Below are 17,832 nucleotides of genomic sequence, written 5' to 3'. Positions count from 1 at the left end.
ATTTTATTCTTTTTGATATACTCTTACATAATCAATCTCATAAGTAGCCGGCAAAGCAGATTCGTCAACACCCTGAGCTCCTCCCCAGTTGCCTCCCCATGCAAGGTTTAGCTTAAGATAAAACGGAGCATTAAACGGCCAGGTATCTTTGTTTCCTTTTTTATCATTTTCAAAAGTAAAAACAACTTTACCATCTATATATGTCGTTATTTTATCTGCCGTCCATTCAAGGGCATATACATGAAACTCAGTCTCAAGATCCGCAACCGCTTTTTCTGCCTCTTTTTGGGTATTTATACTATGGTTATAAGATTTAGTATGAATCGCAGAGTGTGTCACATCTTTTTGATAACCTACATATTCCATAATATCAATTTCGCCATCATCGGGCCAGGCCGTGAAATTTTTTGGCATCATCCAGAAAGCAGGCCAAGTGCCTTTTCCTCCTGGAAGCTTCAGCCGTGCTTCAAAATAGCCATACTGCCAGCTTTTATTTGTATTCACACGAGCAGATAATATCTCTTTTCCAATCTTTTTAGCAATTATTTTCAGTGAGCCATCGTATATCATGGCACATGTATCTGTTCCTCTATGACCTGCAATATAAGTTTGCAACTCATTGTTTACCCAACCCGGAGCAGCCGTTTCATAAAACCATTCGGTTGAATTGGGTAATACTGCTTTTCCTTCATTTGTTCTTGGGTCATTAAATTCATCTTGCCAAACAAGGGTGTATCCCGAAGGAACATAGTTGACCTCTTTTCCTGCCTCTTGCTTGATGCTGTATTCTTTTTTGTCAGCACCTCTACTAAAGGTTAAGGTAGCTGTGCGTTCTGATGTCGTGTTATTGGTCGTTACATTTACTTTTATAGTTGTAGTTTCATCGGCATAGCCTACCGTAGGTGTGATTGTACACCACGATTGGTTCGACGAAATTGTATAGTACCTGTTTGATTGTATTACTATTTCTTTCTCTCCAACATCACTTGTAAAAGTTAATTGAGTCGGCTCAAATGTTATATCAAACACAGTAACCGGTGTGGGATCTTTCTCTGAATCTCCACAAGCAAAAAGAAATATGGGTATTATTGCTAGTAGTGTAATATAATATCTTATCATCATTATTCGCTTTTTCTAAAAAAATAGGAAGATCTCAGAGTTAGAATATATAAAGAATAAGAAGCCTGCTTTCAAGCTATACCCGAAAACAGGCTTCTATCAACTTATTCTCATTCCACTCTTATCTTAAAAGTCTGAGACTTATTTGTTCTCTTGTGGTTTAAACACCCATATCCAGCCAGTTCCTCCAGATGCATTTGGAACCCATAGTTTCAACTTAGAGCTAGTAAGTTCAAGTATCTGGAATTCTTTATTATTGCCTGCACCATCAACAGAACCTAAAATATTAGTTTCACCTTTGATATATAACTTCGAAAAATCAGCATTGAAGGTATACGATCCTTTTTGAGCACTTGCAGTAGGCGATGCATAAGCAGCAAAGTTAAGCCCTCCTGTAACATCGAATGTCATATGCCCACCCGCATCAGATGGAGGACAACATGTACCACCCGCATTCCACCAAACTGCACCAGAATTAGCAGGATCTGTCATTGCCCACCATACCTTATCATCACCGCCTTTTCCATCAAAAACCCATGTTTTTCCACTCAAATCTTCTCCAACCAATGCATAATAAGCAGCAGGTAGAGGAGTATCTAGCTGTGTGATATTTATTTTTATAGTTTTTCGAATATACTCCGGATTATCAATTCCAGAAGATATATAAGGAGTAGTTACATTGTATGTCAATGTATGCTCACCAGTGAAAGGAAATATAATATCCTTAATCTCATCTGTAAATTTTTGATCGAGTATATAGTCCCAATATCCGGTAACCCCTGGAGTTTTCATTTTTATAGAAACCTTATTACTTCCGGGAGTAGCTTGTGTTGTCTCCAAAACTATATTATCAGGAGAAAAACTATTAGATAATTCGTCTCTATCTTCAATTGGAGAACAAGCAGATATAAAAATCAACAAAAAAACTATAGAAGCTGATTTTATCATTTTAAAAATATTCATGTTCATATTCATCTCTTTTTAAATTGTATTAAAAATCACCATCCAGGATTTTGTGTATAAACCCCATTAGACAAGCGAATTTCAGACTCAGGAATAGCAACAAGACCTTTAGTTTCAGGACGATATGAAACTTTATATTTAGCAGGAACTCCTGAATTCTTTATGTCAATTTCAGTACCGAAGTAATTTTTATCTGTTTTTGCCACGTCACCCCAGCGAACTAAGTCAAACCAACGGATTCCTTCAAAAGCAAACTCACATTTACGTTCGTTTTTAAGAGCATCCAAAGAGTATGCAACAGCAGGTAAACCAACACGTGCACGAACTGCATTAATTCCATCAGCTGTTTCAGTTAGTTCTGAATGCATCAAATAAATATCTGAAAATCTTAGATAGAAAAAGTCTTGAGCAGCCCATAATTGCATTGGATCACCATTTTTCATATTATATAGGTAGTAAAATAATCCTTTTACTCCATCCGGTCCATTGTGCTGAAGAGTTATATACTTTCTGTTTACCAATCCAGTTTCGTCATCACCTTTTCCTGCAGCCCATCCGGTAGTACCTTCATCAGCATTTGGTTTATTTAGATTGATAACTGAAGCTTCTTTTCTTATATCAGTATCAGACCATGAATTATAAAATGCAGTGTGAACTGTTCCCCATCCCCATCCTTCACCGAATGGTACCATTGAGTTGCTGCGAATTCCAAAAAATAGAGGGATTCGGTTATTATATTTTTGTCCATAGCTCCAATCTCCCAAACCATAGCGTAAAGCAAACATAACTTCTTTGTTTCCTGTACCTATTGTTGATTTTGGACCATCTTGGCCAACCCATTTTAAACCCAGCTTTTCAGCCCAAGGCAATGGGGGTTTTGCCGGATCATAACTTGCATCAAAATTCTTTGCATTTTCATTTACATAAGCATACGGCCACAAGTTTCTATAATTAGGCGTTAATTCATAACCACTATTATCTCTCACATCCTCGATCTCTTTTATCACTTGAGCTTTTGTAAGACTTCCTTCGGCTAGAGGAACTTCATTAGTCGCAGTGCCCTCTATATTGGTCATATAACCGGTATAGAAAAGATAGGTACGGGCTAAATAAGCTTTAGCAACCCAGATATTAGCATGTCCGTAATCATCTAAAGAAATATCCGTTCCTTTAACTTTCGGTAAATATTCTATGGCTTTCAAAAAGTCACCAGTAATAAATGAAAAAGTTTCTGTGAATGACGAACGTGGAACTTTACGATCAGATTCTGTAGTCGGAATTAATGGGATACCTCCAAAAAATCTGGCAGCACGGAACATTAAGAAACCTCTCATAAAATAAGCTTCTCCCAAAGTATTATTCAAGAATGTTTGGGCTTCTTCTTTTGTTTTAAAATAAGCCGAAAAATCATTCTTTTGCACAGCCTCTATAATAGCATTCGCTCTGTAAACCCCGTTATATGTCTCTACCCAAAGAGATTTGTAAGTATCTTCTGTAGGATCAAGAAATTTATCAACATTCTTTGCGCCCACATCATCCGGACCACCACCACCTAACATGGCGTCATCAAGAAGGTTTGCCGCACAATGTTCTTCACTGAAAATCCCATCTACAAAAAGTGAACTATAAACACCATTCATAGCCTCTTGTATATCCGTAGGAGTTTTATAAAAAGTATTTAAGTCTTTATTATATAGATTTTCTGTATCTAACTGACTCTCACAGCTTATTATAAAAGCCGGCAACAATGCGTATATTAGATATAATATTTTTTTCATATTCAATAATTATAAAGTTATATTAATACCAAACATTACCGTGCGAGGAAGAGGGAACAAGCCCAAATCTATACCGGATGCCCATCCATATACATATTGGCCGTTTTCTTGTGTATCATTACCCATCCATCCTCTTTCCGGATCCATACCATCATATTTGGTAAATGTGTATAGATTGTTTACAGCTACATAAACAGAAGCTCTTTTTATAATTTTGGATTTTTTCAATAGCTTATCAAAATGATATCCAAAAGTTAAATTGCTTACTCTTACATAATCTGCATCGTGCATATATATATCTGAAATTAAGTTGGTATTAGCGTTTGATGTGTAAGTCAAACGAGGCAATTTGTTAGATGTACCTTCCCCATGCCAACGATTAAAGATTTGAGTAGTATAATTTTGAGTCAAGATATCGGCAAACGAACGATATGATTGCATTACCTGTAAACCCAACTTACCTGTCAATGTAGTATTTAGGTAAAAGCCTTTATACTCTGCATTCAGTTGTAATCCTAGTTCAAAATCCGGAGAAGGCTTACCCAACATAACTTTATCTTTTTCATCAATTACACCATCTCCATTTTGGTCTACAAAGCGTACATCTCCAGGCTTACGAGCTATACCGGATTCGCTACCAATCACTATTGGCTTACCATCTTTATCTACGTATGCATCTACTTCTTGTTGATTTTGGAAAATTCCGGCGGTCTTATATCCGTAAAAATATCCTATCGGATGTCCAACTTCCACACGTGAAACATAAGAAGTTCCTTGAGATAATATATCACTAGCTCCCAGAATAACACCTTCAGCATTAGCCAAACGGGTAACTTTGTTTTTATTATAAGCACCACTTGCTGTAACACCATACTTGAAGTCATTAAAAGAATCTTCCCATGTCACTGCAATCTCAAATCCTTTATTTTCCACATCACCACCATTAATGTAAGGAGCTCCGGCACCATATGTACCTAAAATAGGGGCTCTTACAAGCCAATCTTTAGTAGTCTTTACATAATAGTCGAAAGTTAACCCTAGTCTGGAATTTAAAAATTTAGCATCCAATCCAATATTCAGTTGTTCTGAAGTCTCCCATTTTACATCCGGATTTGGAACATTTGCTGGAACTGCAGCAACATCAGGTATTTCTTTATTCGGTCCAAAGAAGTAACCTTGATTGTTATATGCAATATTCGAAGTATATACAAAGTTCGGTATACTTTGATTTCCGTTTTGTCCCCAGCTGGCTCTTAACTTACCATAAGTAAGCCATGTAGATGTTGGTTGCATGAAGCTTTCTTCTGAAAAGTTCCAACCGGCCGAAATAGATGGAAAATATCCCCAACGGTTACCTTTTGCAAAGTTAGAAGACCCGTCGGCACGGAATGTAAAATCGACCATGTATTTTTCTTTGAAGTTGTATGTCAATCGTGCCATATAGGACATCAATCCTCCGCCTCCGGCAGACCAATCGGCACCCCATAAACTCATGTCCGAAATACTTGTTGCAGGTTTCGTTCTATCCAAATATGGATATTTTGATAGATCTGAATATTTAGAACCATTTCTGGAACCTCCAAGTACTTCATTTGTCATATTATCAACTAATTCTGTACCTACTAATCCCGAAACCTTATGCTCATCTATTTTAATTTCGTATGAAGCTGTATTTGTCCATGTCAAAACGGCTCCCATATTCATCTCTTGTCTTGCACCTTCAACATTGCTCTCATGAAGTTTTCCTAAATGATATGTAGGTGTATATGAACGGCTCTTACCAAACCATGAATTAACTCCAAGTGAAGATCTTATTTTCAATTTACTAATAGGTTCAAAAACAGCATAAACATTCCCTACAATTGTATTACCGCTTCCGTAACCATAATTATGACGGAAAAACATGCGAGCTAGAGGATTTATCTGATTATTAGAAATGCCTTCCATAGCAGGTCCATATCCGTATGTAGATGACAGTACGTTTTCATTTTCAGTCCAACGCGCCGGCATAAGAGGAGTAGCAGTCATAGCATCATGCATATCATTCCAATAGATATTCCCATTACCAATACCCCTGTTTACAGTGTTAGTATAAGTTAGATTTTCTCCAAGAGTCAACATTGGATTATTCCCATTCTTCATAAGTACAAATTCAGTATTAAGCCTACCGGTAAAACGTCTGTACCCTGCATCTGTAACATTCCCTCCAAGAATACTTTGTTGATCAAAATATGAGAATCCTGCAGAGTAAAGAACATCTGTCCCTGATCCTGTAATATTAATAGTGTGGCTCTGAACAGGGGCATCCTTTTGTGTTATTTCGTCCACCCAATCAGTACCTTTCCATCCAGATTGTAGTTTATCCCAAACATATTGACCATACTGTTGTCCAACACCATTACCAAAGGTTGTATTAAGATAATTGTTTCCATTTACAATCATGTTTTGCCAATCGAATAAAGGAAGACCCTCATTTGAACGGGCTTCATCAAAAATATACATATATTCCTGAGCGTTAAGAGTTGGCAGCTTTTTGTAAATATTTTGAACACCATAATATCCATCGTAACTAATTGTAGGAGCTGCACCCTTCTCTCCTTTTTTTGTGGTAACTATGATCACACCATTGGCAGCACGTGAACCATAAATGGCAGCCGACGCCCCGTCCTTGAGTACGTCAATAGACTCAATATCAGAAGGGCTTAAGTAATCGATACTTCCTACTGATACACCATCAACAATGTAAAGAGGATTAGCATTTCCAATTGTACCCATCCCACGTATCGTTACCTTTGTTCCCGATCCAGGAGCTCCATTGTTACGCGTAATGCTAACACCAGGAGCTACACCCTGAAGCGCTTCCATTGCCGATGCCGATTTAAGCTCTGTTATTTTTTCCCCTTTTATATTAGAGTTTGCTCCCGTTAAAAGAGCTTTCTTCTGCACACCATATCCAACAACAACAACTTCATCAAGTTCTTTTGCTGATTCGATCAGAACAACATTTATTTGTTTCTGATTTCCTACTTTTATTTCCTGACGGATATACCCTACATAGGAAAATACAAGCACATCGTTGCTATTGTCAACTTTGATTGAATATTTTCCGTCAATATCGGTCAATGACCCAACCGCTTTACCCTTAAGGGCAACAGTGGCTCCGATGATCGGTTCTCCTGTATTGTCAGAAACTACTCCTGTAATCTCTTGTGAAAACAATTGAATGTAACAGGATAATGTTAATAATAATAACAAAATTTTTCTCATGCTTAATTAATTTTGCTGAATTCAATTTGCTGATTAATGCTACTAAATTCTGTTTTGTTTATAAATTCTTTGACTGAAGTGAGATGATTCGTATTTTTCTAGAGTCTTGTATATAGACTTATGCTATCGGTAAATAAGTTCTCTAGTAAAATGAGGTAAATTGTATTTATCTTATGATATAATGAAATAAGTTTGTTTGTTTTTCTCACTCTTATGCAATCGGTTAATGTTTTTCATACTAGATTTTCGTTAGCCATGTCTATAAGGTTTTTTGTTTAGTTACAATGAGTTAAATATATAAGAATCATAACCTCTTTATTCTTTCAGTAACAGGGCGGCTTCTTTTCCCTTGAAAACCAAAAGGCTTAAATATTTACGATTCTGTATCATTTGATTATGAAAATTTTAAACTGTTTGAGAACAATTCAGGAAAAAACATTCTTCATATTTGCTAGGTCTCTATAAAGTTTTACATATAAAAATATGTATTCTGGGAATTGGTATTTATAAATAAGGTAATTAGATTAATTCGAAAACGGTATAAAGGACAATCTTCTTCTCTCCTTTTACCACATAGATATTCTTAAATTATTCTACCATGATCAGATTTAGGATTAAGTTAACATGTAAGAGAAATAGGTAACTCTTGTTTTTATTCGTTAACACAAAAATAGGGTTGATGTTTTTGTTTTTACATCTTTTCACTACAACAAAAACTCAAAAAAGAACTAAATTAAACACTACATCAATACTACACATAGAATATAATCATCTATATATAAGGTGTATATGAAATTTAATAAGATTTGTATAATTTCCACATAGATCAAAAAAGTATATCCAAGTCGTCCGAAAATAATATAAATAATAACTTCTTGCCCAATTTAAAAATCTAAAATAGTAGTAGTATTAGAAATATATTGGTTATTTTTTCTAATCGATTTAAGCTAAATACATATCACTTTCACTACTACAATTATATATATAACATCTGTATATCAAACTATTAAAACAAAAACAAACTTTACATCCATTTTTTATAATTATATTTGTATATTTGATACCAATAGGAATATAAATGTAGAGATCCAGAAGAAAACATTAACTTCATATGATATCAACTGTCCATTTGAAATTTCGATAGTTAACCATATTTTATAAGAAAAATAAAAATTAAATTCAAATATATAAGAGAATTTATCTAGTAGTAGCGCAACTCGATTGGTCATATGATAAACACATCGTTGGGAACATGAATAAACACATACTATCTTTTATATTTTCAGTAATAATTGGAATATCACTAGTTGTTCCTGCACATTCCACGTCTATCTGGCAGCGTAAAATCACGAATTATGAACGAAGCCAGTACAAAGCCGGATTTCAGAACTGGATGATAACACAATCTGACAAAGGATGGATATATTCGGCAAACTCAAACGGCTTGTTAGAGTTTGATGGAGTAAACTGGACATCATATCCAATAAGAAATAATGTGATACGGATTATTAAAATTATTGATAACAATATATATATTGGCGGGAGTTCCGAATTTGGCCTTTTTAAACCAAATGCAATCGGTCAGCTAACATACCGTTCCCTATCAGACAAATCAAAAAATTGGGGAGGAGAAGTTTGGAATATAGAAGATGGGGGAGATGTGATCTACTTTATAAGTGAACGTTATATCCATATATACCATAAAAAGGTAGGAAATGTCAGCATGATAGATTCCGATACAAAAATAGACTGTTCTCTTTTACATGAAGGAACATTGTATCTGGCAACACCTAATGGAATCTTTTATCTAAACTCGAATAACAAACTAACATTTCTGGAAGCATCCGAACCATTGAGTGGGCATAAAATTGTAAGCCTATTATCATACAATAAAGATATATTAGTAACATCGGCGAAGAAAGGTTTATATCTGTTAAATAAAAACAACATACAACAAATTAACTCCATAGCTGATAGCTTCATACAGAAGAATCAATTATTTAGCACAGCCATATCAGGATCAAAAATCGCTATTGGATCAGTCCAAAACGGCGTCATCATATTCGACCTAAAAGATCCGTTCTACAAAGAAGAGTTTAATATTAATAATGGCTTAAAGAATAATACAGTTTTAGGGTGTTTTTTTGATAGTAATCAAAACTTATGGCTCGGACTTGATAAAGGGATAAGCTATATAAGCCTCAATTCTCCGATCAGGCCATTATTTGCAACAGTATCACCGATCGGTACAGGATACAGTAGCGCCATGTACAATAATGAACTATATTTTGGGACTAATCAGGCTCTTTATAAGCTGGATAAAGATAATCGGTATCAATTAATAAAAGGCTCGGAAGGGCAAATCTGGTCTACCAACATAATAGATAATACACTCTTTAGTTCGGGGGATAATGGTATAATGGTAATAACCCCCACAGAGACGTACAAAATAGACCTTCTAGGAGCTTGGGAAACTCATGCCCTAAGCGAAGACAAGAATAAGCTTATGGTTGCTACCTATTCGGGATTCTGTATTCTGAAGAGGGAAAATGGACGTTGGATGTTTTCACATAAAATCCCCGAATTTAGAGACTCATTCCGAGGATTTATAGAAGATGACGAGCCCTATAATTTTTGGGTGGCAAATGCGAATGGTACCATGCGCCGACTAACCTTCGATAAAAATTTTGAGAAAATAATCCGATACAAGACCTATACGCTAAACAATAATGCTTTCGATTCCAATATTATTATCAGGAAGATAGAGAACAATCTGGTTATATGTACCCGCAACGGAATACTCCAATATAGCCGGATAACCGACTCGTTCGATCATTATACACAACTCGAGTTGATGCTGGAAGGACCAAAGTATTATGAATTTCTCTATGTAGATAAATACAAAAATATTTGGTTTGTTGCCGATCGCAATCTAAAAGTTTTACCATATAGCGAAGGTAAATACCAAGAATATATACACAACTGGGGGCTTTCGAACGAACTGATAGACAGCTATGAAAACATAAACATGATCGATCCCGAAACGGCTATTGTAGCCGTCGATAACGCTTTTGCAAGAATAGACATGTCAAGAAAAAATGGTAAATTCTCAACTATAAATACTTACATCCGAGAAATAACTTGTAGTAAAAACGACAGTATCTTAAGCTATGGCAGCAGCGAAAAAAGACTATCATTGCCATACTCATTAAATTCTATAAAAATAAATTTTGCAGCAACCTTCTACGATCATTCCTCAGATATATTATATAGCTTCAGGCTGAAAGGAATAGATGACGATTGGAGTATCCCCTCGACCAATACTGTTAAAGAATACACAGGTCTTCACGAGGGTAAATATGTTTTCGAGGTAAAAGCATTTATTGATGGCAACCCCGATTCTTCGAGCATTACATCATTTAGTTTTACAGTCCACCCTCCTTGGTACAGATCGGTACTAGCTTATTTGCTTTATTCATTAGCTATAGTGATTTTAATACTTATCATCTATAAAAAAACAATCAGTAAACAAAAGAAAATTATACATCAGAAGGGCGAGGAACTAATTGCTCAAACCAGACGCTATGAAGAAGAAACAAAGCTGAAAGATGAAGCGATATATGAGCTACAAAACGAGAATCTGAAAAATGAATTGAAATATAAGACGCAAGAGCTGAATGGTTATATGCTGAATGTGATCCGTAAAAATGAGATGCTCGAAAATGTGAAACGAAATGCATTAAATATATCCAAAGCCATTGATGAAGAAAAACAAATAAGCACAATCAAACAAAAGGTGATGAGTCTAATCAGCCAGATCAATACCAATATTGAGCATGACACAGACTTCGAAATATTCCAATCAAACTTTGACCTGATACATCAGGATTTCTTCAAGCTGCTTGACGAACGGTTCCCTAATTTGACACGCAATGATAAAATACTGTGTGCATACCTCAATATGAACCTTTCCTCGAAGGAAATAGCGCCACTGCTCAACATATCGATACGGGGTGTAGAAGTAAACAGATACAGATTACGAAAGAAAATGGATCTGGATAGAGATGTAAATTTATCAGACTTCCTACAAAGTTTGAAGCAATACGTCTGACATTTTGATAACAACAGGTAGACTAAAAGACGCTGAGAATATTCAGTCCCCTTCGATTTTCACTATTTAACTTACAGATATTGATATTTTGTCGTAAAACATATTGAGAAATATACTCAATATATTTTAGGATAAAAATATAAATCTTATCTTCGAGAGATGTAACCAAGAATCAAACATCATGGACATCAGACTTGATAATAGATTACCCGAATATCCGTCTTTTGTTGAAGGGATACGCCGTGCACCCGATAGAGGCTTTAGGCTCAGTGCTGCTCAGACAATAACTGCACTTAAAAATGCTTTGCGATATATCCCCGTCGAATTACATGAAACCTTAGCTCCTGAGCTTCTCAAAGAGCTTAAAACCCGGGGGCGCATCTATGGATACCGTTTTCGTCCACAGGGAGACATCTTCCCGAAGTCTATCGACCAATATAAAGGAAACTGTATCGAAGGAAAAGCCTTTCAAGTAATGATAGATAATAACCTTTGTTTCGATATAGCATTATATCCGTACGAGTTGGTTACGTATGGCGAAACAGGGCAAGTTTGTCAAAACTGGATGCAATATCAATTGATAAAAAAGTACCTTGAAGTACTTACGAGGGATCAGACCTTAGTTATTGAGTCCGGACATCCTCTTGGTCTGTTCAAATCGAAGCCTGATGCTCCGCGAGTCATTATCACAAATTCTATGATGGTGGGCATGTTCGACAATCAGGCTGATTGGGAAATTGCTGCACAGATGGGTGTTGCCAATTATGGACAAATGACAGCCGGAGGATGGATGTATATAGGACCACAAGGTATAGTACATGGTACATTCAATACTCTATTAAATGCCGGACGGAAAAAACTAGGCATTCCTCAAGATAAAAACTTAGCAGGCTATCTGTTTGTTTCGTCAGGCCTGGGAGGCATGAGTGGAGCACAACCCAAGGCTGCCGATATAGCGGGTGCTGTTTCTATTGTAGCGGAAGTAGATCACTCTCGCATCGAAACACGTTTCAGACAAGGATGGGTACATCATATCATATCCGAAGCAAAAGAGGCTTTTGATATGGCTAAACAGGCCCAAAAAGATAAAAAGCCTTGTTCCATAGCTTATCATGGCAATATTATTGATCTGCTGGAGTATGCAGAAATAAATCAAATTCACATAGACCTACTTTCAGATCAGACCTCCTGCCATGCAGTATACGAAGGCGGCTATTGCCCTGTTGGCATATCATTTGAAGAAAGGACTAGATTATTAAAAGAAGATAGGCAAACATTTCACAAGCTAGTAAACGATTCTCTTAAACGTCATTTTGAAGTTATCCGCAAACTAGTTGCTAAAGGCATATATTTCTTCGATTATGGTAATTCTTTCATGAAAGCAATATACGACTCGGGTATAAAAGAAATATCTAAAAATGGCGTCGACGAAAAAGATGGCTTTATCTGGCCTTCGTATGTGGAAGACATTATGGGACCCGAATTGTTCGATTATGGATATGGGCCTTTCCGTTGGGTTTGCCTCAGCGGAAAACACGAAGACCTCATCAAAACAGACCATGCTGCAATGGAATGTATCGACCCTACACGAAGGGGACAAGATAAAGACAATTACGAATGGATCCGCGAAGCTGAAAAAAATCAACTTGTGGTTGGTACACAGGCACGTATCTTATATCAAGATGCGCTGGGGAGAATGAATATTGCCTTACGTTTCAATAAATTGGTTAGAGATGGAGAAGTGGGCCCGATAATGTTGGGGCGCGATCATCATGATGTAAGCGGTACAGATTCTCCTTTTCGTGAAACAGCAAATATAAAAGATGGCAGTAATGTAATGGCAGACATGGCTGTACAATGCTTTGCCGGAAATGCAGCAAGGGGAATGAGCCTCGTTGCGCTTCACAATGGTGGAGGCGTTGGCATTAGCAAAGCTATTAACGGAGGATTTGGATTAGTTTGCGATGGTAGTGAACGAATTGACGAAATTATACGTTCATCTATGTTATGGGACGTGATGGGAGGAGTAGCACGCCGTTCGTGGGCACGAAACGAACATGCAATCGAAACTTGCGAGTCTTTTAATGAGACTCACAACGATGGTTATAATATCACTATACCCTATATTGCAGACGATGAATTAGTAAAGAATATTATAGAAAATAATTAATGAAGAAACTTATCACAATTATACTTCTGCTTTTATCAGCTAATGTTTTTAGTCAGAATATAGACCTAAAAAAGATAGCCGATCAAATTACCGAAGAAGGAAAATACCTTTACCGTCTCGAAATTACAGCATGGCATGGGACAGATATTTTTACAAAAAGCTTCAAAGAGAAAGAGCGCATCGGTGGATATTTCTCCTATATTGATAATGGAACTGCAAAATGTTTGTTCTTTTCAAGAAGCGCAAACCCAAAAGTAATCGGGGTCGTTTCGTTCGGAGATATCAAAATAGTAGAAACAGCAACTATAGACTTCAAGGAACGAGACTTCAAGGAAGATGAAAAGCAGCTGTTTACTATACGGCAAAAAGCTTTAGCCGAAATACAGGGAGACAGCGTCTTATTCAAGACATATAGCAATACAAGTTTCAATCTTATCCCCTATATCCGCAACGGAGAAAAGAGAGTATATGTATTAACCGCTCCAATGGTTACCGGAGTAATGCTCTTCGGAAACGATTATCTGCTAACGTTTGACGAACAAAACAATGTGAAAGAGAAAAAAGAAATTCACAGAAATCTAATTCCTATCGACTTTGACGGAGGAAAAGATGCCGTAGTCTCTGTTCACTCTCATGCTCCTGAGACAGGTGACTTTATTACGCCTACTGATATTTGTACGTTGATGCTTTATGCACAATATGCGGGATGGGACACACATATCGTACTTTCCGACAATTATGTGAGTATCTGGGATTGTGATACCGAAACACTTACCTTGGAGACAAAAGCTGATTATGATAAAACGAAATAAGCAGGATATACATGAAAACCATTTTACTTTGCTTGCTTTTCATTTCTATTGGGTGTAAATCTCAAAAGATAGGCTTATCAAAAAGAATTTATGAAGTCCAAAAAGAAATTTGTGGAGATAAAGAGTATTTAAAAGTATTTGAAAAAAATAGAAATGAAGTCTTATGGATACAGAAGATTGAAAGAATGTATAACGATACTGTATATTTAATAGAAGAGCATTACTATAGTGATGAAATTATTCCAATACAACACATGTATCATGCTATGTTTTGGAATAAAAGAGAAGCTAAAATGATATATTCCTATCATAAAAAAGATAAGAAGATAAAAATGTCTATAGAAAAACCTGAAGAAAATGATATTCTATATCATTTAGTAAACAATTGGGATACGATACAAATAAAAAAAAGAGCAATATACGAGAATCCGTTAGGTGGAGATGTCAACACAATTGTTACCCGCATTATAGTTAGTAATAAACAGATAGAAAGTCTTTGCTTTAAAACATTGTTTTAATAAATCGAATATCATGAGTTCAAACAAAATCGTTGAATGCGTACCAAATTTTAGCGAAGGACGCGATCTTGATAAAGTAGAAAAGATCGTAAATGCTTTCCGTGCCAAGGAAGGAGTTAAGCTGTTAGACTATAGCACCGATAAAGATCACAACCGCATGGTAGTTACTGTAGTAGGCGAACCCAATGCTCTAAAAAAAGCAGTGATAGAAGCTATAGGCATAGCAGTACAAGTAATAGACCTTAACCACCACAAAGGACAACATCCCCGTATGGGAGCTGTCGACGTAGTTCCTTTCATCCCTATCCGCAATGTAAGTATGGAAGAAGCCGTCAAACTCTCGAAAGAAGTAGGACAGGAAGTCGCTGAACGCTATGGATTGCCGGTATTCCTTTACGAAAAAGCAGCATCAGCACCTCATCGCGAAAATCTGGCTACAATCCGAAAAGGAGAGTTTGAAGGACTGAAAGAAAAGATGACTCTACCCGAATGGAAGCCCGATTTTGGACCCGATCAGCCACACCCAACAGCCGGAGGTGTTGTTATAGGGGCACGCATGCCGTTGGTAGCATACAATGTAAACCTAAATACCAACAAGCTCGAGATAGCAGACGCGATAGCAAAGAAGGTGCGATTCTTAGGCGGTGGATTACGCTTCTGTAAGGCTATGGGTGTGGAACTGACAGAAAGAGGAATCGTACAAGTCTCGATGAACCTGACAGATTTTACTAAAACAGCTATCTACCGTGCTCACGAATTAGTAAGAATAGAAGCAAATCGGTACGGAGTATCTGTTGTAGGAGCGGAAATCATCGGTCTCGTTCCGATGGATGCCCTGATAGATACGGCAGCTTACTATCTGGGGCTTGAAGATTTTTCGACAAAGCAGGTACTGGAAACACATTTGATGGAGTAGACTTTCCTTCTCATTCTGACCAAAGGGAAGAATCTTTTGTCTCAATAGAGTCGAGATGTTTCGTTACACTCAATATGACAATAATGGATAACACATGAAAAAAGGAAACATCATTATAAAAAATGCAGCACAATTAGTTACTTGTTCCGGCTTTTCGGCAAAGAAAGGAAGAGAAATGTCTAACCTATCGATCATCGAAAACGGATCAGTCATTGTCACAGGAGGTATAATCACATTTGTTGGCAAAAGTGCAAATTGCCCTCCGCTGTCAGATTTTCCCGAACATACAATCATTGATGCTACAGGTAAAGCTGTACTCCCTGGATTTGTGGACTCTCACACGCATTTTATTTTTGGAGGCTATCGTGAAGAAGAATTCTCATGGCGTATGCGTGGAGATAGCTATATGTCTATCATGGAGCGGGGCGGGGGAATACACAATACAATGACAGCAACTCGCAATGCTTCTTTTGAAGAACTGAAAGAGGCCGGACGCAAAAGACTTGACAAAATGTTCGCTATGGGTGTAACCACTGTAGAGGGTAAGAGCGGCTATGGAATGGACAAAGAGACAGAGCTTAAACAACTGGAAGTGATGAAAGCTCTGGACGAAGAGCATCCTGTAGATATCGTAAGCACTTTTATGGGAGCACATGCCACACCACAGGAATATAAAGGCAGAGAAGATGCCTTCTTAGACTATCTAATAAAGGAAGTGATACCTTTAGTAAAGGACAAAAATCTGGCGGAGTGCTGCGACATATTTTGCGAAAAGAATGTATTTGACATACAACAATCACGAAGATACTTAACAGCAGCTAAGAATCTCGGCTTTAAACTAAAAATACATGCAGACGAGATCGTGACACTCGGTGGAGCTGAACTGGCTGTAGAATTAGGTGCATTATCGGCAGACCATCTGCTACAGGCATCAGACAAAGGAATTGCAGATTTAGCAAATAGCAATACTGTTGCGACCTTATTGCCATGCACCGCATTTTCTCTGAAAGAAGATTATGCACGAGGCCGATATATGATAGACTCGGGCTGTGCTGTCGCTTTAGCCACAGACCTCAATCCGGGAAGCAGTTTTACGAATTCCATACCTCTGTTATTTGCTTTGGCATGCATTTATATGCAGCTTTCGCCCGAGGAGGCTATTACTGCACTCACTATAAACGGGGCGGCAGCTTTGGGAATAGCGGACAAGATTGGTAGTATAGATGTGGGCAAGCAGGGCGATTTAGTAATATTGGAATATCCTTCTTACAAGTTTCTGCCTTACCATATAGGAATGAATATTGTAGAAAAAACAATTAAAAATGGAGTTATTTTTAATTAACAATTAATTTTCGGGCTTAAATTTATCTATTATAGAGTATTTTATATTAAGTTAGAGGGATAAAAAAAGTAACAACCGAAAACATCAAAAAACTGTTACTTTTGTTACTTTTTAACAATTAAGCGTTTTACTATGCAGAAACAATAAAATCTATTATAAAAACTATCTTGGTTCTTGTTTTAATATGTTTTATCATACTGCCGGTAAGAGACATTCCATATACTAATGGAAAAGGAAATGACAAAAAGAAAGAAAAACATATTGCTAATAATTTTTATCTTTCCGATAACTATCATTATTGGTATGTTGTATTTTGTCAAACTGGGAGGATACTTTATTCTAAATAAAGCAGAGACAGGCATATATATAAATGATATTAAGAATAGTCCCGAGCTGCCAAATAGATTCTATGAGATATACAATATAATCTATCCGGATGCTTTAGATAACAACGCTTGGGAGCATTTCTTAAATAAAACGTTAGAGAAGAATGATTCCCCCTGTGCATGTGAGGAAGTGATCTACATAAGCTGGCATCCCCTACACACAAAGACATCTGAAGTAATATTACTCACATCTTTGACAGAAGATTACGCATCACAAAAAGAGTGCTTGAGATATTATGCCTCAAAATTTGTATTCCCTAATAAAATAATAGGGGTGCGGAATGCTGCTGTACAATATTTTCATAAACAAATTTATTTCTTGAGTGATTCAGAGTTTACAGAACTCATATTAATAATGAAAAATCCATTCATTTATAATAAAAAACGCTATCCGAATAGAGTGCGAGCAGACATAAATAATATTCTTAAGAAATTACATAATTCTTAACC

At 36.7% G+C, this 17,832-nt stretch carries 11 protein-coding genes; 7 read left to right on the top strand and 4 right to left on the bottom strand.

The window, feature by feature from the left end; translation table 11 throughout:
• Positions 1-3: 3 nt before the first annotated feature.
• The 4 genes from E4T88_RS14515 to E4T88_RS14500 all read right to left on the bottom strand — a co-directional run bounded on the left by E4T88_RS14515 (position 4) and on the right by E4T88_RS14500 (position 7,127).
• Positions 4-1,122 carry a family 16 glycosylhydrolase gene (locus E4T88_RS14515; protein WP_228093943.1) on the bottom strand — a complete coding sequence of 373 codons (1,119 nt, stop codon included), beginning with the start codon at positions 1,120-1,122 and terminating at the stop codon, positions 4-6.
• Between the two features lie 138 nt (positions 1,123-1,260).
• Positions 1,261-2,088, bottom strand: a complete 828-nt coding sequence (locus tag E4T88_RS14510; protein WP_135106660.1) for a hypothetical protein — start codon at positions 2,086-2,088, stop codon at positions 1,261-1,263.
• Positions 2,089-2,117: 29 nt separating this feature from the next.
• Positions 2,118-3,860: a RagB/SusD family nutrient uptake outer membrane protein gene (locus E4T88_RS14505; RefSeq protein WP_135106658.1), complete on the bottom strand. Its 1,743-nt coding sequence runs from the start codon at positions 3,858-3,860 to the stop codon at positions 2,118-2,120.
• Positions 3,861-3,869: 9 nt separating this feature from the next.
• On the bottom strand, positions 3,870-7,127 hold the full coding sequence (locus E4T88_RS14500; RefSeq protein WP_135106656.1) for a SusC/RagA family TonB-linked outer membrane protein: 3,258 nt from the start codon (positions 7,125-7,127) through the stop codon (positions 3,870-3,872).
• Between the two features lie 1,252 nt (positions 7,128-8,379).
• Here E4T88_RS14500 and E4T88_RS14495 point away from each other — a divergent pair.
• From E4T88_RS14495 to E4T88_RS14465, 7 genes are all read left to right on the top strand, one after another.
• Complete coding sequence (locus E4T88_RS14495; protein ID WP_135106654.1) at positions 8,380-11,238, top strand: triple tyrosine motif-containing protein; 2,859 nt, start codon at positions 8,380-8,382, stop codon at positions 11,236-11,238.
• A 181-nt stretch (positions 11,239-11,419) separates the two neighbouring features.
• Entirely contained in the window at positions 11,420-13,408 is a 1,989-nt protein-coding gene (hutU, locus tag E4T88_RS14490) for a urocanate hydratase (protein WP_135106652.1), read from the top strand.
• Positions 13,408-14,220, top strand: a complete 813-nt coding sequence (locus E4T88_RS14485) for a hypothetical protein (protein WP_135106650.1) — start codon at positions 13,408-13,410, stop codon at positions 14,218-14,220. Before hutU ends, E4T88_RS14485 begins: the two co-directional genes overlap by 1 nt.
• Before the next feature lie 11 nt (positions 14,221-14,231).
• A complete protein-coding gene (locus tag E4T88_RS14480) occupies positions 14,232-14,738 on the top strand; it encodes a hypothetical protein (RefSeq protein ID WP_135106648.1) in 507 nt (168 codons plus the stop codon).
• Positions 14,739-14,751: 13 nt separating this feature from the next.
• Positions 14,752-15,654 (top strand): glutamate formimidoyltransferase, encoded by a 903-nt coding sequence (gene ftcD, locus E4T88_RS14475; RefSeq protein WP_135106646.1) that lies wholly within the window; start codon positions 14,752-14,754, stop codon positions 15,652-15,654.
• 94 nt (positions 15,655-15,748) lie between these two features.
• Entirely contained in the window at positions 15,749-16,996 is a 1,248-nt protein-coding gene (gene hutI / locus E4T88_RS14470) for an imidazolonepropionase (protein WP_135106644.1), read from the top strand.
• 237 nt (positions 16,997-17,233) lie between these two features.
• Positions 17,234-17,830, top strand: coding sequence for a transglycosylase domain-containing protein (locus E4T88_RS14465; protein ID WP_228093942.1), 597 nt, complete (start codon positions 17,234-17,236; stop codon positions 17,828-17,830).
• The last annotated feature ends 2 nt before the right edge of the window (positions 17,831-17,832 follow it).

The sequence above is a fragment of the Dysgonomonas mossii genome, assembly GCF_004569505.1.
Classification (GTDB): domain Bacteria; phylum Bacteroidota; class Bacteroidia; order Bacteroidales; family Dysgonomonadaceae; genus Dysgonomonas.
Note: the sequence above shows the minus strand (reverse complement) of the source record. Positions and strands in the feature narration are given on the sequence as shown.

Bases quoted from the DNA above. Each gene is read 5' to 3' on its own strand.
- E4T88_RS14515 (WP_228093943.1), bottom strand. From the start codon at position 1,122: ATGATGATAAGATATTATATTACACTACTAGCAATAATACCCATATTT.
- E4T88_RS14510 (WP_135106660.1), bottom strand. From the start codon at position 2,088: ATGAACATGAATATTTTTAAAATGATAAAATCAGCTTCTATAGTTTTT.
- E4T88_RS14505 (WP_135106658.1), bottom strand. From the start codon at position 3,860: ATGAAAAAAATATTATATCTAATATACGCATTGTTGCCGGCTTTTATA.
- E4T88_RS14500 (WP_135106656.1), bottom strand. From the start codon at position 7,127: ATGAGAAAAATTTTGTTATTATTATTAACATTATCCTGTTACATTCAA.
- E4T88_RS14495 (WP_135106654.1), top strand. From the start codon at position 8,380: ATGAATAAACACATACTATCTTTTATATTTTCAGTAATAATTGGAATA.
- hutU (WP_135106652.1), top strand. From the start codon at position 11,420: ATGGACATCAGACTTGATAATAGATTACCCGAATATCCGTCTTTTGTT.
- E4T88_RS14485 (WP_135106650.1), top strand. From the start codon at position 13,408: ATGAAGAAACTTATCACAATTATACTTCTGCTTTTATCAGCTAATGTT.
- E4T88_RS14480 (WP_135106648.1), top strand. From the start codon at position 14,232: ATGAAAACCATTTTACTTTGCTTGCTTTTCATTTCTATTGGGTGTAAA.
- ftcD (WP_135106646.1), top strand. From the start codon at position 14,752: ATGAGTTCAAACAAAATCGTTGAATGCGTACCAAATTTTAGCGAAGGA.
- hutI (WP_135106644.1), top strand. From the start codon at position 15,749: ATGAAAAAAGGAAACATCATTATAAAAAATGCAGCACAATTAGTTACT.
- E4T88_RS14465 (WP_228093942.1), top strand. From the start codon at position 17,234: ATGACAAAAAGAAAGAAAAACATATTGCTAATAATTTTTATCTTTCCG.